Origin of the sequence: Bythopirellula sp., assembly GCF_041737835.1 — a bacterium.
Lineage (GTDB): Bacteria > Planctomycetota > Planctomycetia > Pirellulales > Lacipirellulaceae > Bythopirellula.
Map to the genome: position 1 here is coordinate 21927 of NZ_JBGSQY010000066.1, position 21036 is coordinate 42962.

Genomic DNA, 21036 nt, shown 5'->3' on the forward strand with positions numbered 1-21036 from the left:
CAGTTGATAAAATGTAAAAAATCACAGAATATGACGCGAAATCTCAGTGACATTTCATTCAGTTGCGTCAATATGGTCAATCCAAGCTGGTACTGCAAATCAACCTGCTTATTCCAGAAGATAGCAGAATCGAAAGTTATGCAGGCTGGCGGCTCTGAGTGGAATATGTGCGCGATGTTCAATCATTCCAATCAATATGTGTTCAAATTTCGCACCTGCCTTCATTTCCTGTGGGCCATATTTCTAGGCACCAGTGCGGCATCTGCCGAGACGGCAGTATCTGAAGCACTGTCACAAACTATCAGTGAGTTTGCCTATGCCGTAGAGATACCGACTGCATCGTGTGCGGATCCCAAGTACGACGAGCCATTGCGACCCCAATTCCACTTCACGGCTTGCAAAAACTGGCTCAACGATCCCAACGGCATGGTTTTCGACGGGGAGAAGTACCACCTATTTTTCCAGCACAATCCACTGTCACCCGTCTGGGGAAACATGACCTGGGGGCATGCCACCAGCCCTGACATGATTCATTGGACCCAACACGAACATGCTCTGCGGCCTTATAGAATTGAGGATCGCAGCGGCACGATTTATTCGGGAACGGTTGTCGTCGATCACAACAACAGCCTCGGAGTTCAGCAAGACGATCAAAAAACACTCTGTGCGTTTTTCACGTATGCGAGTCCGCCCAAGTTTTATCAGGCGCTGGCCTACAGCACCGATGGCGGTGAAACATGGAAATATTGGAACGAGGGGCGTTCCGTCGTCGAGAACCAAGGCTTTCATTTCGAGGAACGCGATCCCAAGGTCTTTTGGCATGAGCCATCGCAACAATGGGTTATGGTGTTATGGGTGCAGGAGAAACCGGGCCGGGTTCGTTTTTTCACGTCAAGGAATCTGACAGATTGGGAATTCGCCTCCGACTTGCTGCGCGACTGGGCCTTTGAGTGTATGGACTTGGTTTTCCTGCCTGTTGATGGTGACGAATCCAAAATTAAAGCTGTGATCTACGATGCGAGCTTTGATTATGAAATCGGCACCTTCGACGGCAAGGAATTCCATACTGAAACCGGACCCTATCGAACGGGAACCGGTGACTTTTACGCCGCCCAAACTTTTAACAATGGTCCGGCTGGTCGCGTCGTGCAAATCGGTTGGATGCGCGGTGGTCCCAATTCGGCTGAGGCGTATGGACTGCCGTTCAACCAGCAGATGTCTTTTCCTTGTGAATTGACGCTCAAATCTACCGACGAGGGACCCCGCCTGTTTGCGCTCCCCGTCAAGGAAATCGAATCGCTCGTGAAAGAATCGTTTGTTCGCGAGCAAGTCGACCTTGGTGAAGAGGACGACCTCTTACAAGACATCGGACCGCTCGATCTCGTGGACTTCGAGTGTGAGTTCGAGCCCAGAGATGCCAAGCAAGTTGTTTTTGATTTTCCCAGCGTCACTTTAACTTATGATATGGCCACTAAAACGGTCACGCAGACGGGCATCAACGATCGGGGCGAGCTTGTGAATGTCGTCGTTTTCGACAATCTTTTGCCTCGCGACTGCGTAATCAAACTTCGTTTCCTGATAGATCGCTTATCGGTGGAATCCTATGCCTTCGATGGCGAGCGTTTTGCGGCTCACTACTACGGCCCACAATTTGGCGACGGCAAGCAATCAATCCACGCCAACGGCGGTACGGCACACATCAAGCAAGCCAATATCCGCACCCTCGATTCCAGTTGGAAATCCAAGGAATAATACTTCGGTCTGGCCAACGGACCACACCCCTCATCTGATCGGCCTTGTCACGAATGAATGCGTCAAAAACTTTGCTCGCCAGCGTGGCCATCGCCGCGATGGGTGGTTTTCTGTTCGGCTTTGATACGGTCGTGATTTCCGGGGCCGAACAAAAAATCCAGTCCCTGTGGCAATTGAGCGACACCATGCACGGCCTCGCCATGAGTGCCGCGTTGTGGGGAACTGTGCTTGGTGCTTTGTTCGGTGGGTGGCCGACGGATCGTTTTGGTCGCAAGCCGACGCTACTCGTGATTGGTCTGATGTTCTTGGTCTCTGCCATATGCTCAGGTTTGGCAACGGACTTTTATTCGTTCTTCATCGCCAGATTTCTGGGGGGATTGGGTGTGGGCATGTCGACCGTCGCCGCACCGATGTACATCACGGAAATTGCCCCCGCAGAATTGCGCGGCCGCTTAACCGGCATGTTTCAATTCAACATCGTGTTTGGAATTGTCGTCGCGTTTCTGTCGAATTGGCTGCTACGCGGCACGAGCGACGTCGACTGGCGGTGGATGCTGGGAGTCGAAGCATTCCCCGCGATAATCTACACATTGCTCTGTTTTATTATCCCTGAAAGTCCACGGTGGCTGATCAATGTCCGTGGCGACCGCGATTCCGGTCTTCAGGTTCTTCAAAAGCTCAACCCCACGGTCGACACGACTCGCCTAGAGATACTTGCTGATTCTATCGCTCATCGCATGGAAGAAGGCACCGACCACAAGCAAACTTCGTTTTGGTCAGCTCGTTTACGCAAGCCGATTCTCCTGGCCTTTCTGGTCGCAATGTTCAACCAGCTTTCCGGCATCAATGCGATACTGTACTTTGCCCCGCGAATTTTGGGCATGACGGGTCTGCAGGCGGACGCCGCGTTCATTCAATCGATTGGCATTGATTTGATTAATTTGGTGTTCACGATGATGGGGCTTTGGCTCATCGATCGACTCGGGCGGCGGACCTTGCTTTATATCGGATCGGTCGGGTACATCGTGTCTCTTGGAACAATCGCGTTTCTGTTTATTCAGAACGATGGAGCCTTTCGTGTTTCCGCCAGTGCAATCGCGGTTCGTGAAGCGTTCGATCAATTATCCGCGGCCACGGTGGACGGCGTACCGGATGTGAAAAGACAATCGCTTCAACAGAAAGCCACTGGTGCGCTCGAAGCGTTGAACGCTACTCTCACTCAAGCCGAGTTCCCAGGAGATAAAACGGCGATCCCCACCGACAGCACTAGCGAACAAGTTCAAGTGCGGACGGAGGAATTGATGGCCCAAGCCGCCGAACAAGCGGGTTCGAGTGGTCGGCTCGTCCTGTTCGGAATTTTTCTCTTCATCGCGGCTCATGCCGTGGGGCAGGGGACCGTCATTTGGGTGTTGATTTCCGAAGTCTTCCCCAACGAGTTCCGCGCCGCGGGCCAATCCCTCGGCAGCGCGACACACTGGATCTTCGCTGCGGCTTTAACGCTCGTGTTCCCTCTGTTGGTGACCCAATTTTCCCCCGGCTACGTGTTCGGGTTCTTCTGCTTCATGATGGTCCTGCAACTCATTTGGGTCGCAACGATGGTCCCCGAAACCAAGGGAGTGCCGCTTGAAGAGTTGCAAAAGCAGTTGGGAACCGAGTGAAGATCACGCAGGTGCATAATCAGCTGCTGGCAAGAGAATACAATGGAATGGTGGTCTGTGAACGGCCTTGTTGCCATTTCCCTTGTCGAGTATTTCAGTGAGCAGGCCAGCGGTACGCCGAAGAATTGGCGAATGACCTGAATGACACAAAAGGGATAGGAGCTGAAGAATGCGCCGGATCTATGGTTTTGTGGGTGTCTTCGCGCTTGGGGCATTGTCGTGCTTCGGGGCGATGAACTATCACATCGTCCGTGCTCAGGACGGCTTTCATCTTGTTCAGAAGAATCACGCTCGGCTAGGCGGTGCCTACGTCGACACGCGCAGCTTCGACATTGCCGAATGGGGCGCACACCCGGATCTCGTGCTCGCACTTCGCGCCGACAACGAACAAATGTTGGTCAATGAAGCTGCGCCAGGCGTCCTCCAAGGCGGCATCGCAAGGTTCACAGGATCACAGCAACAGACGACGCGCTAACAAACGCAAGCTTTCTAAATCGCAGCACAACTTCGGCACCTGCGGTCTATGAATCGCTGCAGAATCCAGTGCAGTTAGCCTCGAATCGTGGCCCTGGGATATCAAGTTAGCGAGTCTGATCGAACGCTGGCAAATGCTCACCGAGGGAGTCCGCAACGTGATCTTTGCACACGACAATGGCGACGATGGTTGAACTTGGGTAGATCGACCAATCTGACGCGAATCGCAACATTCGCGGCATTTGCGGTAGAAGCGGCGGATTTTTGAAATCGCCCCTACCCCTTTGCTCTTTGATGTCCGTCAGATTAGTTAGCCTGTTCCCAGACACGCCGACGGCGAAAGATGCCGAACATTCCTACGCAGCACAACCAAAGAGTAGCTGGCTCAGGGACTGTTAAAAAACGAAAGTTTGCACCGATGATAAGTCCATTCGGATCAGAAACCTCTGGGAAGGCTACCGGTGTGCCCGAATCTGGATGAATGTAGTGTCGTGAAGTGATAAAGGTAATCGGTTGTGCAAAGGCGGGCGTCGAACTTGCGTATTGTGCGTGGAAATGATCGATGCCGTTGTAGCGAGCGCCTAAAGTGTATTGTCCCGGCATAAGCAGCAATGGGCTCACTAAATCTTGATAGCGAAATCCATCGATCAGTTGTGCCGCTGTCCCGTCTGGGATTGTCGCTACAGCGAGCGGAGTGCCAGTGACGTCCCACAAACCAATGCCATGCTCATCTTCCAATCCGTTTTCATTATAGTCCCACACTCCCAGCGAGCTTACCGATATTGGTTGACTGAGTGCGAAAGTCCAGCCATAACTCACTGAACCGACATTATAAGTCACATAGCTCAGACCGAAATCGCTGATTGCGGAATGGTCAGCCATCGCAACTGGCGACTGAAATGCAAACAGAAACGTGGCGATCACAAACATGGCAAGAGTTCGCATGAACTAGACCCTCGGCGTGTAACTTCGCTGGTTGAAAATTGCAGATGTCGGGCAGTATAGCCAGAGCTGGGGAGAAACGCAAAACACTACTGTTAGCGGGAGTGGGGCAGGCACGCGTTCCGAGCTAACGATAGAGTCTCGGCACACCGGCAAGCGCCCAGTGCGTTTCAGCCGGCAGCACTCCTGCGACTAACGCCCGAGGGAAGGCCGATTTTTGAATTCGCCCTTACCCCTTTGCAGCGATCTTCCATCGGTAATATTTCTCTCGTTCTCATTCAGGCAAGAGGTGCTCGAAGCAGAGCGTGAACGGCCGCGTTAGACCAAATATAGGCGCGGCATCGCGTAATCGGTGCTGAGCGCCCAATATGTAGCGGGTGATCAATCGTCGAGCGATACAACACCTGCACGACATGGTGCTGGAAAGTGAACCTATAGCCGTGGTGGGGCTATCGGGATGTGTTGCGGTGATTAACACCAACCAGGATAAAACTAGCCAAGAGCATTAGTGCGGATGGCTCAGGAATAAATTCGAGAGTCAAGTTATCCATGCTGAATTGGCGTCCCGAACCAGTTAAATTGGGAATCGCACTACCCCCATACGTCGAGAATCTCAGCGAGTCGATATTTTTGAAATTAAAATTGAAAAGAGTGTGAACATAAAAATCGGCAACAACTGTTTGACTGTATACGAGTGATCCGAGGCGGTAACCTTGTACTTGCACGTTCAAATTGTCATACCACGCACCCGTGAGATAGACGTTCTTAAAAGTAAATGGCGAGTTACTCGAAACGTAAGCAGTTCGTTCAAAGTTATTGTAAACCACAAATTCTCCGGATACGATTCCATGACCGTAGCCTGTGTCGGCATATTCTTCTGTTAAGCCCTGAACGCCAAAGTCCACCCAATTGAGACCTCCGTAGCCATTGGGTACGCTAACCTCGTTATGGCGATCGGTGGTGATGTCATCAAAATTGAGCGTTATCGCATTTGTATTGTTCGCCATGAGAACGACAACTAATACAACGGATGGCAATAGTTTCCACATAGCGTTCACACTAAAGTTTCTACTTCAAGGGACGTGCAAGAAAACTTCCAACACGTCTATAGTGTATTGTTACTGAATAGTCACGTCAATAAATCCCAAAATATTGCTTGAATAGAAGAACTTGTTGATTTTTTGAAGATGTTCCAAATCGCGCTACTAGAGTTGGCTGACTAGGGATATCAGCAATTTAGGCAAATCTTGAGTGATCAGTAGCCACCGCGGGGTATAGCGTTTTCTAGGTCCTCCCTGCTTGGCCCAATGTCTAGTAAAATATCTACCGATTCGAGGACGTGTCGACTGATCATCGGCGTACTAGGTCCGGGCGCGAGCGGTGGAATCTAAACCTTCTCCACCTTCCCGCAGCATGGGCCGACTCGTGGAAGGTAGAGTAAGAAATGGGAGATAGTGGGTTATTCGACCGACACAAAGAAGTCGTTCAGTATATAAAACTCGGATTCCTTTTCGGCGAACTCTACGCTGCAATTGCGGATTTCTTCAGTGAATCGTATTCGTTCTTCGGTTGCCTATCATCCGGCAACCTATCCGCATCAAATGTTCACATCGAGAATATCAGAAATGCCACGTTTGAAGATTATTGTACCGGAAGAAACTCATCCGCCGAGATTCTTTCGAAAATCAAAAGCGTGATCAGTTCTCGCTTGGATCATGTTTTAAAAGTAGAAGAATCAGTTAGAAGTTTGAGAGTAAGGAATCTTTCTTCAGATGAGCAGTCGAGATGTAACGCAATCGCTTCTGTAATGAGCAAGGATTTGGAGTCTTCTGAGAGTCTTAGTCAACTATTGCAGACCATTACAGAAGCACTCGATCTCGTTAAGGTAATGGGCCAGCTAAAAGAAAACGCGGACGAGAGTATCGTAAGTGAATTTCGTTCGAATCTCTTAGATGCTTGGTGTGCTGTTAATCAATGGGATGACTACCGATCCCTTCAGATACTCGGCGAGTGGGGTACTAGGTTTTTTCATGTAATGCGTCATGAAAACAATCTCTCCGAGGATTGGCTCCACTTGGTGCTTAGACAACAATTTGCAGCAACTCCAAAGCAGAGACGAAAGCAACACATCCACGATTTGTGGAAGCGACAACATGAAGAAGAGAAACTGTCTTATGCTCAGATCGCAAAGAAACATAAGGCCACAACCGGAACTAGCGTTACCTCATCAGCTGTGGCGAAGGCTCTTAAGAGATTGGATGAGTAAGGGCTATGGACTTAATCCTACGTCCATAGACAAATGTGGACTTTGAAGTCATAAGTCTACGAGTGCCTAGGTACTCCCGTTAAAATTGCGGTCATGAGCAATGCACCGCAAACTTCTAACTCAGACCGCTTGGCGCTAACAAGTGCCGAATTCGCCAAGCAACTTGGCATCTCGCAGCGCCACCTGCACACCATCACGCAAACCGGCTTGATTTCTGCGCCGAGCAACTAGGACCAAAGAGGAAAATCCATGAACATCGAACTCAGCGAAGACGCAATCACCATACTTACACTGGGGCTGATTGTGGTTTTTGCAATTTGGAAGCATCGCGGCATGAAAATCCGCTTCTCCCCGGGGAATTTGGAACTCGATATGGAGCACCCCAAAGAGGATGAAAAGAATTTCATTGAAAATCAGTAGCCGAGGCGGGGGTCGAACCCGCACGGGAGTTACCTCCCACTGGATTTTAAGTCCAGAGCGTCTGCCATTCCGCCACTCGGCCTAAGGATTACGAAATTTGGTGTGCGGCTTGCGGAATAACTTCGCGGTTCGCACTTCTCCCCTTTCGCAATCAGCTTCTTAAGATTACTGTTTTTGTCAGTGTTCGCCAACTCGGCGACAAGATTCTCTCGCAAGCGATTTCGTTGTGATTGGTGCTCAGACCATGGATTTTCCCGGTTGGGACGGCTTTCTCGGCACGCGGGCTTCGTTCATGATCGACGCGGTCTGCGTCGGCATGGTCGTGGTCATGCTGCTGCTAGCCTGGAGCATCCGCCAAGTCCGCGTGCATCGCAATTTCGAGCTCCACAAACGGATTCAACTGGCCCTCGCTGGTTTGCTGGCCGTCGTGCTCACCGCATTCGAGCTGGATATCCGCTTCAACGGTTGGCAAGACCGCGCCGCGGGTCAAATCGGTGGCGAACCCGCGCAGGTCGTGTTCAACGCCTTATGGATTCATCTCTTTTTTGCCCTCACGACGGTCGTGTTGTGGATCGCGGTGCTTGTTTTAGCGTTACGACGTTTTCCGAATCCTCCTCTTCCCAACGAACACAGCCCGCTGCATCGCCGCCTCGGTTGGTTGGCTGCGATCGACATGCTGCTCACCACGATCACAGGCTGGGTGTTCTATGTGCTGGCGTTTGTGCAATCCTAATAATCCTGTGGCTGAGGTCTGTGACCTCGGCGCTAACCGACTCGCCGCGGCGTGTCAGCCACAGATTCAATCATCACTCAAACCGAGGGCCGCGCGTGGCTTCCCATTTCGTGAGCGCCGATCTCGATCCGATTGATCGCGTTTACAAACGCCCGCGTGCTTGCCTCGACGGTGTCGGTCGAAGCACCACGGCCACGATACATTCTGCCGTTATGCTCGACTTCCACCAGTGATTCGCCTTGCGCATCCTTGCCACGGCTGGCACTTTGCACGCGGTAATCTTTCAGGACCACGGTCTTGCCAGTGACGTGCTCGACGGCGTTAAAAAGTGCATCAAGCGGCCCATCGGCCACCACTTCGGGCGACGCATGTTGTTCGCCCCCGCGGCTGAGCACGACTTTCGCCCTCTGAGTTGTACCACTTGCGGCATGCACTTCGTACGAATCCAATTGCCACTGATCGCCGATTTCGGTGTTTTGCTGTTCGATCAACGCCCCGATATCGCCGTCATAAATTTCCTTCTTCTTGTCGGCGAGTTTTTTGAAATCAGTAAATAATTCGTCGATTTGAGCGTCGTTGAGATGATAGCCCATCGCGCGGGCCCGGTCGGCAAGCGCTGCCCGGCCACTGTGTTTGCCGAGCACAAGATCGGTCTTGCTAAAGCCGACGTCCTCGGGCCGCATGATTTCGTAAGTCGTGGGCTCCTTCAACATGCCGTCTTGGTGGATGCCTGCCTCGTGGGCAAAGGCGTTGCGGCCCACGATGGCCTTATTGCGTTGCACCACCATGCCGGTGATGTTGGAAACCAAGCGGCTCGTTGGCACCAACCGCGGCGTGTTGATGCCCGTGGCGAGCTTGTAGTAATCGCTGCGTGTCCGCAAAGCCATCACCACTTCTTCCAACGAACAGTTGCCAGCCCGTTCGCCCAGGCCATTGATCGTGCATTCAATCTGCCCCGCCCCATGCTCGACGGCGGCCAAGCTGTTCGCCACGGCCAAGCCCAAATCGTTGTGGCAATGCACGCTGATCACGGCCTTGTCGACATTGGGGACGCGATTCATCAAGGTTTTGATCACATTGGCAAAATGCGTCGGCGTGGCGTAACCGACCGTGTCGGGAATGTTGACCGTTGTCGCCCCCGCGGCGATGGCGGCTTCGACCACTTGGCAGAGGAAATCGGGCTCGGTACGGGCTGCGTCTTCCGGGGAGAACTCAATATCCTCGCAGCAGTTTTTGGCTCGTTTCACGCCCTCGACGGCCCGGCGAATAATCTCGTCCTTATCCATCCGCAATTTGAACTCGCGGTGAATGGCACTCGTGGCGAGGAACACATGAATGCGGGGCTTCTCAGCGTGTTGCAAGGCTTCCCAAGCCCGGTCGATGTCGCGTTCGTGACATCGGGCCAAACCACAGATCGTCGCGCCTCGGACCGTTTTGGAGATCTGAGTGACCGCCTCGAAGTCGCCGACGGAAGTGATCGGAAACCCAGCTTCAATCACATCGACCCCCAGATCCACCAGCGCCTGGGCAACCTCGAGCTTTTCGCTCAGGTTCATGCTGCAGCCGGGAGACTGCTCGCCATCGCGCAAGGTGGTATCAAAAATCGTGATTTTTCGGTGGTCTGTGGACATGATCGGAGGTCCGTGGTTGGTTGCTCACTCAAGCAAACAGTAATGTAATAAAACAAAAAAAACCCTGAAGCCGCGAAGGCTTCAGGGTTGTTACGCTTTTTCGATTTTCTCTTTGCGAACCCTAAGCCTTGCTCCTGAAGAGCGATAGTAGCAGCAGGGATAACAAAGAGGAAATGATCATAAACCTATTTCTCGGTTGGAGAACTGGAAAACATTTGCCATATTTCCCAAACCTCATTCCGCTTAACTCTACCTGACGATATCTGGAGAGTCAAGGTTCGCTCGGGGCGGCCAAATTGGCGTGAAAATCGGGCGAAAACTGCTTTATGGACGACAAAGGCAAACACCTCGACCTCAGCTCGGACGATCCGTCGACCGGCGGCACCCAGGGCAAGGCCAAATCCTTTATCGGTGTGCATTTCACCTGCTGCGATGTTTACTCGCGCGTTTATCCCAACCGCGACCACACAGCCTATGTCGGTCACTGCCCCCGTTGTGCCAAACGCGTGAACTTCCAAATCGGCCCCGGCGGCACCGATGCAAGGTTTTTCTCGGCGGGGTAGGCAGCTAGCGTCGCGCGTGCCCTCGTCTTGCCACCGTTTCGCCATTTCCCTATTATCCCGCCCGAATTCCTCCCGCCGGAAGTGCGCGTCCATGATGATGGATATTGAGATCAAAGGTTGCAGCCGCAGTTGCGCAACCACTGCGCGCACGTTCAATCCGGGCGAAGTTTATTTCTCTGTGTTGGAAGAAGCGGCCAACGATTTCATCCGCCGCGACTATGCGGTCGAAGCCTGGCAGGGCCCGCCCGAAATCTGTGTCGCTTGGTGGCGGTCGCGCATCCCGACCAAAGATGACCAACAGCCTCGTCTGGCTCCGACCGATGTGATGCTCAACTTGTTCGAAGCATTAGAAGATCGCCCCCAAGAAGCTCAGTTCCGCTATCTGCTGGGGTTGCTGCTGTTGCGCCGTAAGATCGTCCGCCACGATGACAGTCACAAAGACGATCAAGGCCGCGAAGTGATTACCGTGCATTGCCAAAAGCGACAGAAGGACTACGAGTTGCTCGTCGCCCACCCAGCCGTCGACTTGGCCGCCAAGCTCCAGCAGCAAATGTTCGATTTGCTCTACGGCAATGGCGATGCCCCGCCCACCCCAGCCGAAGTTACCAGCGAGGGTGCCGAATGATGCTAAGCTCACTCGCACAATTCGCGTCACGTCAACGATCACTCTGGGCCGTGACGCTCCTGCTTGTGGTTTTCTGCTGCTCGGGCGCTACCTGCAATCGTTCGTTCCGCAGTCCGTTTACGCCCGCCGGTCCGCCAGCGCCTGAAGTCCTCATGCAGGGGGCCTCGCTCGATCAAATCATGGCGGCGGTCAATCAAAATGCCGCGAAGGTCCAAAGCTACCAAACCAACAATGCCACGATTACCATCCCCGGCGATGCGATGACGCCGGCACTGCGTGGCAACATCGCGGCGATGCCGCCGAACAAATTCCGGCTGACGGCCTCCACCGCTATCACCGGTCCTGAAGTCGATTTGGGTAGCAACGACGAGCTCTTTTGGTTCTGGGTCAAACGGAACGACCCGCCGCATGTTTACTTTTCCCGCCATGACCAATTCGTGGGGAGTGCCGCGCAGCAGTTACTCCCCGTCGAGCCCCGTTGGCTGCTCGATGCCTTGGGCTTCATGCAGTTTTCACCCACAGATTTGCACGAAGGCCCCGTGCCGCGTGCGAATGGCACGGTCGAAATTCGTTCTGTGATTCAATCGCGGATTGGCACGCTCACCCGCAACGCGGTGGTCGATGCCCGACGGGCATGGGTGCTCGAGCAGCACATCTACGATGCCCGCGGAACGCTGCTAGCCAGTGCGGTGTCGCGGTCGCATCAGTATTACCCCACGCTCGGCGCTTCGATGCCGCAGGAAATCGAGCTCAATCTGCCGCTCGCGCACATGGCACTGGCCATCGACGTCGGCACGGTGCAGCTCAATCAACTCGCCGACAATCCGGCCCTCTGGCAATTGCCGGTCTTGAGCGGCTACCAGCAAATCAATCTCGGCACGGCCGCACCCAACACGATTTCCGCCATGGGTGCACCCGGCAGCAACGACTGGAACACGGGTGCTGCTCCCGGCTGGCTCGGCATCGAACCGCCCGCCGGATCGATGGCGGGTTACGACAATCGCCCCGTCGCGTCCTACGTAATGCCGCCGGTGACGCAAACCTCCGCCACGACTCCGTTCGTCACTCCCAACGCAGCGGTTCAACCAGTTTCACCGCAGTCGCAATCCTTGCCTATCGGTGGCTTACCAGTCGAACTCAAAAAATAGCCGCGAACAGACTTGTTCGCCGGGGGCCGTGCGATGCGTTGCATCGCGGCTACTCGCTCCAAATCCCCCGCTTCTCACGCCGGGCCTTGCTCTGCGCAACGCGCAAACGATCTTTCATCTTCTGGCTGTAATCATAACCGAGCTTTGCCCGCGCGAGCCCCGCGGCGATCAATTCTTCGTTCAACAAACGGCCATCGTGCCACACAAACGCCAAGTGCCGTCCATATTGATCGACCCCTTCGCCATCGACGGTGATCGAGATTCGTTCGTTGGCATTGTCGATAAATCGCTCGGTGTAAGCCGTCGCCTCCGGCCCCCATTTTTGAACGGCCGTATGCTCCTTCACTGTTTCAGGCGTGTCAACTCCTTGCAGCCGCACCCGCAAGCGATCCTTTCGCAGGAGCAAAGTATCGCCATCCACAACGCGCAGCACTTCGTATTCGCCGTTATTAAGTGCGCCGGGAGAACGTGTGGCTGGCTCGTTCTGGGGAAGATACGGCTCGGCCCACCAGCTCAACAGCATGAGCACAAGCACGATCACGATGGTGATAATCTGTGTGCGCGGATCACGGCGAATACGAGCGGCCATAACGCCAATCAAGTCGTAGCCGCAGGCGGCAGCCGACGGTAAGAATTCAGTTCGGGCTGAAATTGAGATGCTGTGCGACGGCGCGGCCGAGCGGATTCTTCACGAATCGTTGTCGGCATTCGCTGCACAAATCAAAACGGACGTGATGATAGACTTCGTCGCTGATCTGGCAATCGTCCTCATCTTCGAGCGATTCCAGAATGTCTTGGATTTCTTGCAAATGATCGCGGTCGTCGTTGATGTCTTCTTCCACGGGATCGAGTGCCGCATAAACCTCCATCCGAACGACATAGCGCATGTCGTTTTGGGGATCGAGGGGGCGTTTACAACAGTCGCACGTGTAGTGGATCATCTGCTTGGTTCCTCTCAGCATGAATCGTCCGCAACAAAAAATCACCGCAAGTCATCCCTGCTCTCTTTCCATCCTAACGACAAGTTCTGGCGGCAAGCAAGGCAAAAGTTTTGTCGTTTTTCTCGCGAATAACAGGGCTTGCGTCTCGCAAATTACGTGCCCACGGCGTTTGATGAAGTTTTGAAAACTTACCCACCTTGGGGCTGAGTCGGACTTCTCCCCGCAAGCTGCTTGCGACTAAAATCCATGTTAAAGGATGCGCGCGAAGCTAGTTTTCCTACTTCGCCACTTGTACAATCAAAATAGGGTAACAGGAGGTCTGCCTTTGTCTGCCTGAGCGGCGCGAATGACGCAAATGCAGACCCAACCTATAAAAGAGATCAGTCTGCTGGCGTTCAAGCGTTGTCGGAATTCCTACCTGCTCAGTGGCCTGCGTTTCAGACGGATTCAATGCATTTGAGTCACTCTGAACATGCTCCTCGCGTGCAGTGTCTACCGCTGCTGGAGGAAATCCCTGGGTATGCCACAGGCCTATCTCTACACCTTGGGTAAACAACCAGAAATTTTCTCGCACATTTTGTAAGGGTCGTCGTTTGTAATATCCAACTTTCCCAGTGAACACTTCGGAGATTTTGCTTCCATGTCGACTGCGTCGCCGAGCGGACTAAATGCCAGTGTTTTGGTTTTGAACCGTCAGTATATGGCGGTCCACGTGGTCAACGTGCGGCGGGCGTTCAGCCTGTTGCTCAACCAACTGGCCGAAGTGATTCACCTGGAAGATGGCCAATACGCCAACTACGATTTTCATTCGTGGCGCGAAATCAGCGAGCTCAAGGCTCATTTCAAAGAGCCCCACGACGACTGGATTCGCAGCGTGAACTTCGAGGTTTGTGTGCCCCGGGTGTTGCGCCTGTTGCACTACGATCGCCTTCCTAAGCAGCGGGTGCGGCTCAACCGGCGGAACATTTTCGCCCGCGATGCCAATATCTGCCAATATTGCGGCGAGCGTTTTCCGACCACCGAGCTCAGCCTCGACCACATCCTGCCCAGCTGCATGGGGGGCGAAGCGAGCTGGGAAAACCTGGTCTGCGCCTGCGTGAAGTGCAACGTCCGCAAGGGAGGCCGTACGCCCAAACAGGCGGGCATGAAGCTGATCCGCAAGCCGATCATGCCCAAGCGCAGCCCGATGCTCACGATCAAGCTGGGAAATCCCAAATACGTAAGCTGGAAAACCTTCGTCGACAGCGCCTACTGGTCGGTCGATTTGAAGTAACCCACACGGAATCAAACCCCAAGGTTAGCCGGCAGCGTCCCGCTGCCGGTTTTTTATTGCGCCACGCGATAACCAGATCCTCCCGGGCCGCGTGGCGACCCGGCTAGGGTTTTCTTCTATTCGTGGTTCGTTCTCTGCGAACTCTGCGTTTAACTCTTTCATTACGCCCGCTTAATCACACGCAGCAGCGCGATCAACACAATGGCCCCCACGGTGGCCGTAATCAACGCGCCCAATAAACCACCAGCAGCGATCCCCAGGAGACCGAAAATCCATCCTCCTAAGAGCGCACCGATCACACCGACGATCAGATCGCCGATGAGCCCAAAGCCGCCACCCTTCATGATCTGTCCTGCCAACCAACCCGCACAGATACCGATAAGAATAAACCAAACAAAGTTCATGGCGACACTCCTGAAAGGAAGAGATGGGGTTGCGACTGGCGTGATCCTATCACCGCACGTGATTCGACCGCAAGATTGCTTGGCCGCTCGCGGCTGAGCGCTCCACAAATAAAATCAAACAAAACAAAACAAAAAAAGGCCAACCCACATTCGGGTTGGCCTGGAAACGTTTGCTTAAAGCCAATCTCAACTCAAGAATCGGCCAACGGCTCTTTCTTTTCCGTGATGCCTGGGCATTGCGGAGCCATCTCGGCATTGAGGGCAATAAACGGCTGCCAATCGGCCGGCACGTTATCTTCATGGAAGATCGCCTCGACCGGGCATTCGGGGACACAGGCTTCGCAGTCAATACATTCATCAGGATGAATGTAAAGAATCTGCTCGCCTTCATAAAAACATTCCACCGGGCAAACCACCACACAATCGGTGTACTTGCAGGCGAAACAAGGTTCACAAACTACATGCGTCATCTCAAGAATTCTCCTTTTTTTCGCTCAAGCTCTCTGCTCGGTGCTTTTTGGCAGGCCCCATCTACGGCCCAATTTATCCGAGTTCGGGATATCCCTCTCTCGGAATGATACAAATATCGGCAGAAGAATGGCAAGTATTGATCGGTGAACGACTTTCGCCAATTCTTTCCGCTTCTCTTCTGTCCGTTAATTACACACTCGGTATTTTCGATGTCAAGCGGATAGTTTAACAAATCCGCCGAGTTTCTCCCCCGTGACCCTTCCCGAAGCCCCCCGTCAATCTTGCTCCTGCTTATCCCGCTATTTACAATAACTGGGTACGCGGTCCAGCGACTTGGTATCGTCTTTCATCTCTTAGGAAAGCTTGTGGGGTACAACTTTCGCGTTTCCCTGGCTCGTAGAGAGCGCACTTGGCAAGAAATTTGCTAGTCATAGCTCTCTGAATGACTGAGAACACGAACTTTGTAGTCCCTTGTCTGAGGAAGCTTCAGTGGCTTTATCCGAGATTGACCGCAATTTGCTCGAACGCTGTTTAGCCAAAAAACCGCGGGCTTGGGAAGACTTTGTCGACCGTTTCATGGGTTTAGTGATCCATGTGATCAATCATACGGCACACTGCCGTTCGGTTTTGCTTTCCAGCACTGATCGCGACGATCTGGTCGCCGACGTGATGATGACCATCGTCGACAACGATTTTGCGGTTCTCCGCCAGTTTCGCGGCAAGAGCAGCCTCGCCACCTATCTGACGGTGATTGCCCGCCGGGTCGTGGTCAAGCAACTCATGAGCCGCCATCAAGCGACCTCATTGGGATCGTTGGCCGTTGAGACTGCCGATCATAATGGCGATGCTGAGCAGCGATTTTCCGACCGCGAAGAGGTCGACAGGTTGTTGCAATCCTTGGCTGGTCACGAAGCCCAAGTCGTGCGGATGTATCATCTCGAAGGAAAAACCTACCAAGAGATCAGCCGCGCCACCGGGATGCCCACCAACAGTGTCGGGCCAATGCTTACGCGCATCCGCACCAAACTCCGCGGCATACACCATGCATAGTAGGCATCACGCCTAATAGCCTGGTCCACGCAGGTCGATTTCACCTTCCGGCCACTCGCGATCCTGCGGATAGCGCATCACCACTTCGTTCCAGAACGGGTAGGCCTGCGGATCTTCAGCCAGCGAATTCACTATCCTATTGTTCGCAACGCAAGCCCCCAGCTTTTCGTAAAAAGGCTTAATGGGGGGGCTCGTTTGAAAGAGCGCGAACGGAAAAATGCTCTGATCGACGGGCACGAGGATTTCACGCACCACAAGTTCACCCAGCCCGTGACCGCGAAAGGCGGGATCACTGCACACCATGGCCAAGGCGGCGACGGTCATCGGGCCGGCCGAAGTCCCTATTTCACGCGGCGTGATGGCTGCGTGGGCGATCACTCGTCCTTCGGCGCGAACGATTACCGAGCGTGGCGCTTGGGCATCGCTGGGAACAGCGCCGCGACCTAAGTTAGCAACTTGCTGCATTCGATATTCAAACGGCTTCTCCGGATTGGGCCAAACTTTGACGATCAGTTCCGCGATTTCGCGAACGTCGGCTTGCGACAAAGTTCGGGCATCGTGCGTTTCGACTTGATACATGCGAGCTTTCCTTTTCCCGCAAGTATACTGCGATTTTTCACGATCTCCCAAGGCGACATCCAATTTCGGCTAGGCAGCGGGCAGCCAGCCTAGCAATAATCTTTGCTACGAATCGTCTCTTCCCTTCAATCGCTGCGAGTTGACCATGTTTTCAGATTCTTCGCTCGGCAATAGCTCGGATCGACGCTCTTTTTTGGCCGCAGGTGTGGGGGCCACGACCGCCGGTTTAGCGGCATTATCATCTTCAGCGATTGCTGCAGAAAGTTCTGCGACAGGCCCAATCATCAAGCCCGGCGACACGATTCTGTTTCAGGGCGATTCGATTACCGACGCGGGGCGCAAGCGAGAGCTTGCCGACAACGTCAACAATCAAGAAGCCTTTGGCAATGGCTACGCCTGGATGGCTGCCTCAGCGCTCCTGGTCGGCCAGCCCGAGATGAACCTGAAATTCTTCAATCGTGGTATCAGCGGCAACAAGGTCTATCAATTGGCCGAGCGCTGGCAGGCGGAATGCCTTGATATCAAACCCAATGTGCTAAGCATCTTGATCGGTGTGAACGATATTTGGCATTCATTAGGAGGCGACTACAAGGGCACTGTCGATGTTTACAAGAATGATTACGTGGCTCTCCTGAAACGCACCAAAGACGCTCTTCCCGACGTGAAGCTCGTCATTTGCGAGCCGTTTGTCCTTAAGTGCGGCGCGGTCAACGACAAGTGGTTTCCCGAGTTCGATGGCTATCGTGAAGCAGCGAAGAGTGTCGTCGAGCAGTTTGGCGCGGTTTTTATTCCCTTCCAGGCGATGTTCGATCGTGCGGTCGAGTTCGCCCCACCCGAACATTGGGCCGGGGATGGTGTGCATCCTTCGCCCACCGGAGCGGCCTTAATGTCGCACGCTTGGCTGCAAGGCGTAGGGCTGTGTTCTTAGTTTAGCGCGCTTCTTCTTCGAGCCATTCAATCGCCTTCTGCTCGTCGATGAACACCCGCACGTTGTAGCCCGCATTCCGCGAGACGACTTCTATGAAATCATGCGAGCGGTCGGCGGGATCGACCAGTATCGCAGCACGGTTATCGAACTCAAGTTCGAGATTCACCATATCCTTATAGGCGAAGTCGTAATTGTGATAGACGGAACTCACATTACGAACAGCGCGGACATCGTAGAGCTGCCGGGAAATTCCACGCTGTTGAGAAGCTTCCGCGGCTGCCTTACCGAACTCCAACGCAAACTCGGTGGTCACTGGCTCATAGACCGTGCAGCGCACGTATTTCCCAGTCTCCGCTAGGGAGATCTCAAATTTCATATCCGCCTTCCCCCCACGAGCCCCACTCGCCCCCTTGCGTGTGGTTCGCCGCACAGTATAACAGCAGTGCGCAGAGATCTGCAAATGGCTTCTCGCTGTTATTACGAAAAACCATATCACGGAGTTATAGCGTTTACGCAGCAAGGCCCGCGTTGTTGAACCAGCCTCAAGCGAGTGCGTCGAGCACCAAATCGCCGATTTCGCTCGTGGTGTAACCCATTTTGCCGGCGGACTGGCTCTTCATCTTCGTGCCCGTAACGTGCATGATCGCGCTCATCACTCGCTCAGCTGCCGCCGCTTCGCCCATTTGATCGAGCATCATGCTCACGGCATTGATGGCGGCAATTGGATTGATTTTGCCCGTGCCAGTATACTTGGGGGCGCTGCCGCCCATGGGTTCGAACATGCTTACACCGCCCGGCTCGGGATTAATGTTGCCTCCCGCCGCGACACCCATCCCCCCTTGGATAATTCCGCTGAGGTCGGTGATGATGTCGCCAAACATGTTCGTGGTGACGATCACATCGTAAAACTCGGGGTTCTTCACAATCCACATGCAGCAGGCATCAACGTGGTTGTAATCCGTTTCAACGTCGGGATATTCCGTGGCCACTTCTTTGAAGGTGCGCCACCACAGGTCGTGGCCCGTGGTTAGCACGTTGGTCTTGGCCACCAGGGTGAGCTTCTTACCCTTGGGATTGTTGCGCTTCTGCGTCAACTCAAACGCATAACGAATCGCACGCTCGCAGCCCTTGCGCGTGTAAATCGCCGTTTGAGTGGCGACCTCGTTGGGCGTTCCCTTGTGCATGAAGCCACCGGCACCGCAGTACAAGTCTTCGGTATTCTCGCGGACGACGACGAAGTCGATATCTTCGGGGCCTTTGTCCTTGAGCGGCGTTTCCACGCCGGGGAACAATTTCACCGGCCGGAGGTTGATGTATTGGTCGAGGCCGAAACGAACGTCGAGCAACAGCTTGCGCTCCAAGATGCCTGGGGCCACGTCAGGATGGCCAACCGCCCCCAACAGCACGGCGTCGAACTTGCGTAGCTGATCGAGGCCGTCCGCGGGCAGCGCTTCGCCCGTCTTGAGATAGCGATCCCCACCCCAATCGAGGTCCGTCAGTTCCAACTTGTCGGCAAAGCCTTCGAGCTTGGCCACCGATTTGAGGACCTTCACGCCTTCAGCTGCCACTTCCGGACCAGTACCATCGCCACCAATGACCGCAATCTTCATGAACTTCACCGCTACCTGTTGGATGTTTTGATCGGCTAGAAACCGCTCATTTTAGCCCAGAAAGCCGAGGATCGGCTAGGGGCTGAGATTTGCCGAGCTAACTATGCATCCGGGCGTGCGGCTCGCGAACCGACATAATTTCTGCCTCGGCCGCATACAACTCCGCCAATCGGGCCTCGACCACGTCTTCCGGCGCAAAATGCTTGGCCAGCCGAGTATAGGTCGAATGATGCCGCGCTTCGCTCTCGAACAGGCTCCGATAAAACGTGGCAAGCTCCTCATCTTTGACGTGGGCCGCCAAAGCCTGAAATCGCTCGCAACTACGAGCTTCGATCAATCCCGCCACGAGCAGCCGATCCACCGCCCGCTCCGGCTCGCCCTTGCGTACCAAGGCATGTAGCCGACTTCCGTATTGGCTGGGTTTGATTCGACGAAACGCGATGCCGCGCTTTGTCAGCAGCTCGATCACCATGTGAAAGTGTTCCAACTCTTCGTTGACGATCTCCGTCATCTCGCGGCAAAGCTCGATGTCCTCCACGTAATGAAAAATCAAGTTGAGAGCTGTCCCAGCAGCTTTCTTCTCGCAATGGGCATGGTCGATGAGCACTTCTTCCAAATGCTCATCCACTTGAGCCAGCCAGCTTGCGTCGGTAGGTGCTTGAAGATGGAGCATGATGATTCAGTGGGTTGAAAGGCTCTTGGAAATCAATATGCCGTAATTGCTGTTGACGTTCAACCTTCGCCCCCCAGCTTCTGACGATCGCGATCAAACATTTTGACGACGATCTTCTGAAACAATGCAGGGAACCAACGCTTCAGCCGCCAGGCCCAGCGTGCCTTTCTTCCCAGCACGACATACAGCCGCCGGCGTTCGACACCACGCATAGTTTGTAGCACCACGTCTTCTGCCGTGAAGCTCGATTTCCGCGAGTAGGTTTCTGCAATGCGTAGCAAAGCATCATCAGTGAATGTTCCCTCCTCCAAAAGATGCGAACGAAAAAATCCCGGCATGACGACCGTGACACCCACGCCGCGAGACATCAATTCCCCGTAGAGCGTTTCGGAAAATGCGACCACGCCAGCCTTCGAAGTGCTATAGGCTCCCATTGCGGGCGCATTGAGTGCCGCGGCAATCGAGGCGATGTTTACGACATGCCCACCCGTCGGCTTCTCCAACAACCAGGGCACGCAAGCGTGGCAGCCGTTGATGACTCCCACCAAATTCACATCCAAGATTCTGCGAAAATCATCAAGCGGATATACGCCAATCTGACCCGCCCCACAGATTCCAGCATTGTTCACCAGCAAATCAAGCCGCGGCCATTGAGAACGCAGCTTCAACACGAGCGCATCCCATGCAGCGGTATCACGGACATCGAGGACTTCCACTTGCCCCGAGCGACCTTGATCACACAACTTCTTGAGCGTTGTTTGTGCTCCTGAATGATCGACATCGGCAATCGCCACATGCCAACCCAAGCTGCCGAGGTGCAGGCAAAAAGCGCGGCCCAACCCACTGGCCCCGCCGGTCACCAGGGCAAAACGCTGTTTGGAATCAATACTCATGG

25 protein-coding genes and 1 tRNA gene are annotated in these 21036 nt (G+C 53.9%); 13 read left to right on the forward strand and 13 right to left on the reverse strand.

Features of this window, described 5'->3' with window-relative positions:
* Positions 1 to 174 precede the first annotated feature (174 nt).
* The 3 genes from AC6T8Q_RS18820 to AC6T8Q_RS18830 all read left to right on the forward strand — a co-directional run bounded on the left by AC6T8Q_RS18820 (position 175) and on the right by AC6T8Q_RS18830 (position 3885).
* Positions 175 to 1752 (forward strand): glycoside hydrolase family 32 protein, encoded by a 1578-nt coding sequence (locus AC6T8Q_RS18820; RefSeq protein WP_500680546.1) that lies wholly within the window; start codon positions 175 to 177, stop codon positions 1750 to 1752.
* Between the two features lie 53 nt (positions 1753 to 1805).
* Positions 1806 to 3410 carry a sugar porter family MFS transporter gene (locus AC6T8Q_RS18825; RefSeq protein WP_500680547.1) on the forward strand — a complete coding sequence of 535 codons (1605 nt, stop codon included), beginning with the start codon at positions 1806 to 1808 and terminating at the stop codon, positions 3408 to 3410.
* A 169-nt stretch (positions 3411 to 3579) separates the two neighbouring features.
* Complete coding sequence (locus AC6T8Q_RS18830) at positions 3580 to 3885, forward strand: hypothetical protein (RefSeq protein ID WP_500680548.1); 306 nt, start codon at positions 3580 to 3582, stop codon at positions 3883 to 3885.
* Positions 3886 to 4190: 305 nt separating this feature from the next.
* Here the strand turns inward: AC6T8Q_RS18830 and AC6T8Q_RS18835 are convergent, their stop codons facing one another.
* Entirely contained in the window at positions 4191 to 4814 is a 624-nt protein-coding gene (locus AC6T8Q_RS18835; protein WP_500680549.1) for a PEP-CTERM sorting domain-containing protein, read from the reverse strand.
* A gap of 461 nt (positions 4815 to 5275) precedes the next feature.
* Entirely contained in the window at positions 5276 to 5833 is a 558-nt protein-coding gene (locus tag AC6T8Q_RS18840) for a hypothetical protein (RefSeq protein WP_500680550.1), read from the reverse strand.
* 437 nt (positions 5834 to 6270) lie between these two features.
* On the opposite strand from AC6T8Q_RS18840, the gene AC6T8Q_RS18845 reads away from it, so the two are divergent.
* From AC6T8Q_RS18845 to AC6T8Q_RS18855, 3 genes are all read left to right on the forward strand, one after another.
* Positions 6271 to 7092 (forward strand): hypothetical protein, encoded by an 822-nt coding sequence (locus AC6T8Q_RS18845; protein ID WP_500680551.1) that lies wholly within the window; start codon positions 6271 to 6273, stop codon positions 7090 to 7092.
* A 93-nt stretch (positions 7093 to 7185) separates the two neighbouring features.
* Positions 7186 to 7323, forward strand: coding sequence for a hypothetical protein (locus tag AC6T8Q_RS18850; RefSeq protein ID WP_500680552.1), 138 nt, complete (start codon positions 7186 to 7188; stop codon positions 7321 to 7323).
* 18 nt (positions 7324 to 7341) lie between these two features.
* Positions 7342 to 7512, forward strand: a complete 171-nt coding sequence (locus AC6T8Q_RS18855) for a hypothetical protein (RefSeq protein WP_500680553.1) — start codon at positions 7342 to 7344, stop codon at positions 7510 to 7512.
* Here AC6T8Q_RS18855 and AC6T8Q_RS18860 read toward each other — a convergent pair.
* Positions 7510 to 7594, reverse strand: a tRNA-Leu gene (locus tag AC6T8Q_RS18860). The genes AC6T8Q_RS18855 and AC6T8Q_RS18860 overlap by 3 nt on opposite strands.
* Positions 7595 to 7738: 144 nt before the next feature.
* On the opposite strand from AC6T8Q_RS18860, the gene AC6T8Q_RS18865 reads away from it, so the two are divergent.
* Positions 7739 to 8245 carry a DUF420 domain-containing protein gene (locus AC6T8Q_RS18865; protein WP_500680554.1) on the forward strand — a complete coding sequence of 169 codons (507 nt, stop codon included), beginning with the start codon at positions 7739 to 7741 and terminating at the stop codon, positions 8243 to 8245.
* Between the two features lie 77 nt (positions 8246 to 8322).
* On the opposite strand, the gene AC6T8Q_RS18870 is transcribed toward AC6T8Q_RS18865, so the two are convergent.
* Positions 8323 to 9876, reverse strand: a complete 1554-nt coding sequence (locus AC6T8Q_RS18870; protein ID WP_500680555.1) for a 2-isopropylmalate synthase — start codon at positions 9874 to 9876, stop codon at positions 8323 to 8325.
* 326 nt (positions 9877 to 10202) lie between these two features.
* Here AC6T8Q_RS18870 and AC6T8Q_RS18875 point away from each other — a divergent pair, with 326 nt between their 5' ends.
* From AC6T8Q_RS18875 to AC6T8Q_RS18885, 3 genes are all read left to right on the forward strand, one after another.
* Complete coding sequence (locus AC6T8Q_RS18875; protein WP_500680556.1) at positions 10203 to 10439, forward strand: hypothetical protein; 237 nt, start codon at positions 10203 to 10205, stop codon at positions 10437 to 10439.
* Between the two features lie 91 nt (positions 10440 to 10530).
* On the forward strand, positions 10531 to 11064 hold the full coding sequence (locus AC6T8Q_RS18880) for a hypothetical protein (protein WP_500680557.1): 534 nt from the start codon (positions 10531 to 10533) through the stop codon (positions 11062 to 11064).
* The gene (locus tag AC6T8Q_RS18885) at positions 11061 to 12212 is read left to right on the forward strand and encodes a hypothetical protein (protein ID WP_500680558.1); all 1152 of its coding nucleotides are present in this window, start codon (positions 11061 to 11063) and stop codon (positions 12210 to 12212) included. Before AC6T8Q_RS18880 ends, AC6T8Q_RS18885 begins: the two co-directional genes overlap by 4 nt.
* A 49-nt stretch (positions 12213 to 12261) precedes the next feature.
* On the opposite strand, the gene AC6T8Q_RS18890 is transcribed toward AC6T8Q_RS18885, so the two are convergent.
* On the reverse strand, positions 12262 to 12801 hold the full coding sequence (locus tag AC6T8Q_RS18890) for a thermonuclease family protein (protein WP_500680559.1): 540 nt from the start codon (positions 12799 to 12801) through the stop codon (positions 12262 to 12264).
* 46 nt (positions 12802 to 12847) lie between these two features.
* Positions 12848 to 13153 (reverse strand): hypothetical protein, encoded by a 306-nt coding sequence (locus tag AC6T8Q_RS18895; RefSeq protein ID WP_500680560.1) that lies wholly within the window; start codon positions 13151 to 13153, stop codon positions 12848 to 12850.
* Positions 13154 to 13793: 640 nt separating this feature from the next.
* On the opposite strand from AC6T8Q_RS18895, the gene AC6T8Q_RS18900 reads away from it, so the two are divergent.
* Complete coding sequence (locus tag AC6T8Q_RS18900) at positions 13794 to 14426, forward strand: HNH endonuclease (RefSeq protein ID WP_496919290.1); 633 nt, start codon at positions 13794 to 13796, stop codon at positions 14424 to 14426.
* Between the two features lie 161 nt (positions 14427 to 14587).
* On the opposite strand, the gene AC6T8Q_RS18905 is transcribed toward AC6T8Q_RS18900, so the two are convergent.
* Positions 14588 to 14830 carry a GlsB/YeaQ/YmgE family stress response membrane protein gene (locus AC6T8Q_RS18905; RefSeq protein WP_500680561.1) on the reverse strand — a complete coding sequence of 81 codons (243 nt, stop codon included), beginning with the start codon at positions 14828 to 14830 and terminating at the stop codon, positions 14588 to 14590.
* 191 nt (positions 14831 to 15021) lie between these two features.
* A complete protein-coding gene (locus tag AC6T8Q_RS18910; protein WP_496919293.1) occupies positions 15022 to 15300 on the reverse strand; it encodes a ferredoxin family protein in 279 nt (92 codons plus the stop codon).
* A 490-nt stretch (positions 15301 to 15790) separates the two neighbouring features.
* Between AC6T8Q_RS18910 and AC6T8Q_RS18915 the strand changes: the two genes are divergently transcribed.
* Positions 15791 to 16351 carry an RNA polymerase sigma factor gene (locus AC6T8Q_RS18915; RefSeq protein WP_500680562.1) on the forward strand — a complete coding sequence of 187 codons (561 nt, stop codon included), beginning with the start codon at positions 15791 to 15793 and terminating at the stop codon, positions 16349 to 16351.
* 12 nt (positions 16352 to 16363) lie between these two features.
* Here AC6T8Q_RS18915 and AC6T8Q_RS18920 read toward each other — a convergent pair whose 3' ends face one another.
* Positions 16364 to 16930 carry a GNAT family N-acetyltransferase gene (locus tag AC6T8Q_RS18920; protein WP_500680563.1) on the reverse strand — a complete coding sequence of 189 codons (567 nt, stop codon included), beginning with the start codon at positions 16928 to 16930 and terminating at the stop codon, positions 16364 to 16366.
* 145 nt (positions 16931 to 17075) lie between these two features.
* Here AC6T8Q_RS18920 and AC6T8Q_RS18925 point away from each other — a divergent pair, with 145 nt between their 5' ends.
* Positions 17076 to 17858 carry an SGNH/GDSL hydrolase family protein gene (locus AC6T8Q_RS18925; RefSeq protein ID WP_500680564.1) on the forward strand — a complete coding sequence of 261 codons (783 nt, stop codon included), beginning with the start codon at positions 17076 to 17078 and terminating at the stop codon, positions 17856 to 17858.
* Position 17859: 1 nt separating this feature from the next.
* On the opposite strand, the gene AC6T8Q_RS18930 is transcribed toward AC6T8Q_RS18925, so the two are convergent.
* The 4 genes from AC6T8Q_RS18930 to AC6T8Q_RS18945 form a co-directional block, all read right to left on the reverse strand.
* A complete protein-coding gene (locus AC6T8Q_RS18930) occupies positions 17860 to 18234 on the reverse strand; it encodes a hypothetical protein (RefSeq protein WP_496919297.1) in 375 nt (124 codons plus the stop codon).
* A gap of 166 nt (positions 18235 to 18400) precedes the next feature.
* Entirely contained in the window at positions 18401 to 19468 is a 1068-nt protein-coding gene (locus tag AC6T8Q_RS18935) for a 3-isopropylmalate dehydrogenase (protein ID WP_500680565.1), read from the reverse strand.
* A gap of 97 nt (positions 19469 to 19565) precedes the next feature.
* Positions 19566 to 20141 (reverse strand): MiaE family protein, encoded by a 576-nt coding sequence (locus tag AC6T8Q_RS18940; RefSeq protein WP_500680566.1) that lies wholly within the window; start codon positions 20139 to 20141, stop codon positions 19566 to 19568.
* A 59-nt stretch (positions 20142 to 20200) separates the two neighbouring features.
* Positions 20201 to 21034, reverse strand: a complete 834-nt coding sequence (locus AC6T8Q_RS18945) for an SDR family NAD(P)-dependent oxidoreductase (protein WP_500680567.1) — start codon at positions 21032 to 21034, stop codon at positions 20201 to 20203.
* Between the last annotated feature and the right edge of the window lie 2 nt (positions 21035 to 21036).

Excerpts from the sequence above, each read along its gene's own strand:
- AC6T8Q_RS18820 (WP_500680546.1), top strand. The coding sequence starts at position 175 with ATGTTCAATCATTCCAATCAATATGTGTTCAAATTTCGCACCTGCCTT.
- AC6T8Q_RS18825 (WP_500680547.1), top strand. The coding sequence starts at position 1,806 with ATGAATGCGTCAAAAACTTTGCTCGCCAGCGTGGCCATCGCCGCGATG.
- AC6T8Q_RS18830 (WP_500680548.1), top strand. The coding sequence starts at position 3,580 with ATGCGCCGGATCTATGGTTTTGTGGGTGTCTTCGCGCTTGGGGCATTG.
- AC6T8Q_RS18835 (WP_500680549.1), bottom strand. The coding sequence starts at position 4,814 with ATGTTTGTGATCGCCACGTTTCTGTTTGCATTTCAGTCGCCAGTTGCG.
- AC6T8Q_RS18840 (WP_500680550.1), bottom strand. The coding sequence starts at position 5,833 with ATGGCGAACAATACAAATGCGATAACGCTCAATTTTGATGACATCACC.
- AC6T8Q_RS18845 (WP_500680551.1), top strand. The coding sequence starts at position 6,271 with ATGGGAGATAGTGGGTTATTCGACCGACACAAAGAAGTCGTTCAGTAT.
- AC6T8Q_RS18850 (WP_500680552.1), top strand. The coding sequence starts at position 7,186 with ATGAGCAATGCACCGCAAACTTCTAACTCAGACCGCTTGGCGCTAACA.
- AC6T8Q_RS18855 (WP_500680553.1), top strand. The coding sequence starts at position 7,342 with ATGAACATCGAACTCAGCGAAGACGCAATCACCATACTTACACTGGGG.
- AC6T8Q_RS18870 (WP_500680555.1), bottom strand. The coding sequence starts at position 9,876 with ATGTCCACAGACCACCGAAAAATCACGATTTTTGATACCACCTTGCGC.
- AC6T8Q_RS18875 (WP_500680556.1), top strand. The coding sequence starts at position 10,203 with ATGGACGACAAAGGCAAACACCTCGACCTCAGCTCGGACGATCCGTCG.
- AC6T8Q_RS18880 (WP_500680557.1), top strand. The coding sequence starts at position 10,531 with ATGATGATGGATATTGAGATCAAAGGTTGCAGCCGCAGTTGCGCAACC.
- AC6T8Q_RS18885 (WP_500680558.1), top strand. The coding sequence starts at position 11,061 with ATGATGCTAAGCTCACTCGCACAATTCGCGTCACGTCAACGATCACTC.
- AC6T8Q_RS18890 (WP_500680559.1), bottom strand. The coding sequence starts at position 12,801 with ATGGCCGCTCGTATTCGCCGTGATCCGCGCACACAGATTATCACCATC.
- AC6T8Q_RS18895 (WP_500680560.1), bottom strand. The coding sequence starts at position 13,153 with ATGATCCACTACACGTGCGACTGTTGTAAACGCCCCCTCGATCCCCAA.
- AC6T8Q_RS18900 (WP_496919290.1), top strand. The coding sequence starts at position 13,794 with ATGTCGACTGCGTCGCCGAGCGGACTAAATGCCAGTGTTTTGGTTTTG.
- AC6T8Q_RS18905 (WP_500680561.1), bottom strand. The coding sequence starts at position 14,830 with ATGAACTTTGTTTGGTTTATTCTTATCGGTATCTGTGCGGGTTGGTTG.
- AC6T8Q_RS18910 (WP_496919293.1), bottom strand. The coding sequence starts at position 15,300 with ATGACGCATGTAGTTTGTGAACCTTGTTTCGCCTGCAAGTACACCGAT.
- AC6T8Q_RS18920 (WP_500680563.1), bottom strand. The coding sequence starts at position 16,930 with ATGTATCAAGTCGAAACGCACGATGCCCGAACTTTGTCGCAAGCCGAC.
- AC6T8Q_RS18925 (WP_500680564.1), top strand. The coding sequence starts at position 17,076 with ATGTTTTCAGATTCTTCGCTCGGCAATAGCTCGGATCGACGCTCTTTT.
- AC6T8Q_RS18930 (WP_496919297.1), bottom strand. The coding sequence starts at position 18,234 with ATGAAATTTGAGATCTCCCTAGCGGAGACTGGGAAATACGTGCGCTGC.
- AC6T8Q_RS18935 (WP_500680565.1), bottom strand. The coding sequence starts at position 19,468 with ATGAAGATTGCGGTCATTGGTGGCGATGGTACTGGTCCGGAAGTGGCA.
- AC6T8Q_RS18940 (WP_500680566.1), bottom strand. The coding sequence starts at position 20,141 with ATGCTCCATCTTCAAGCACCTACCGACGCAAGCTGGCTGGCTCAAGTG.
- AC6T8Q_RS18945 (WP_500680567.1), bottom strand. The coding sequence starts at position 21,034 with ATGAGTATTGATTCCAAACAGCGTTTTGCCCTGGTGACCGGCGGGGCC.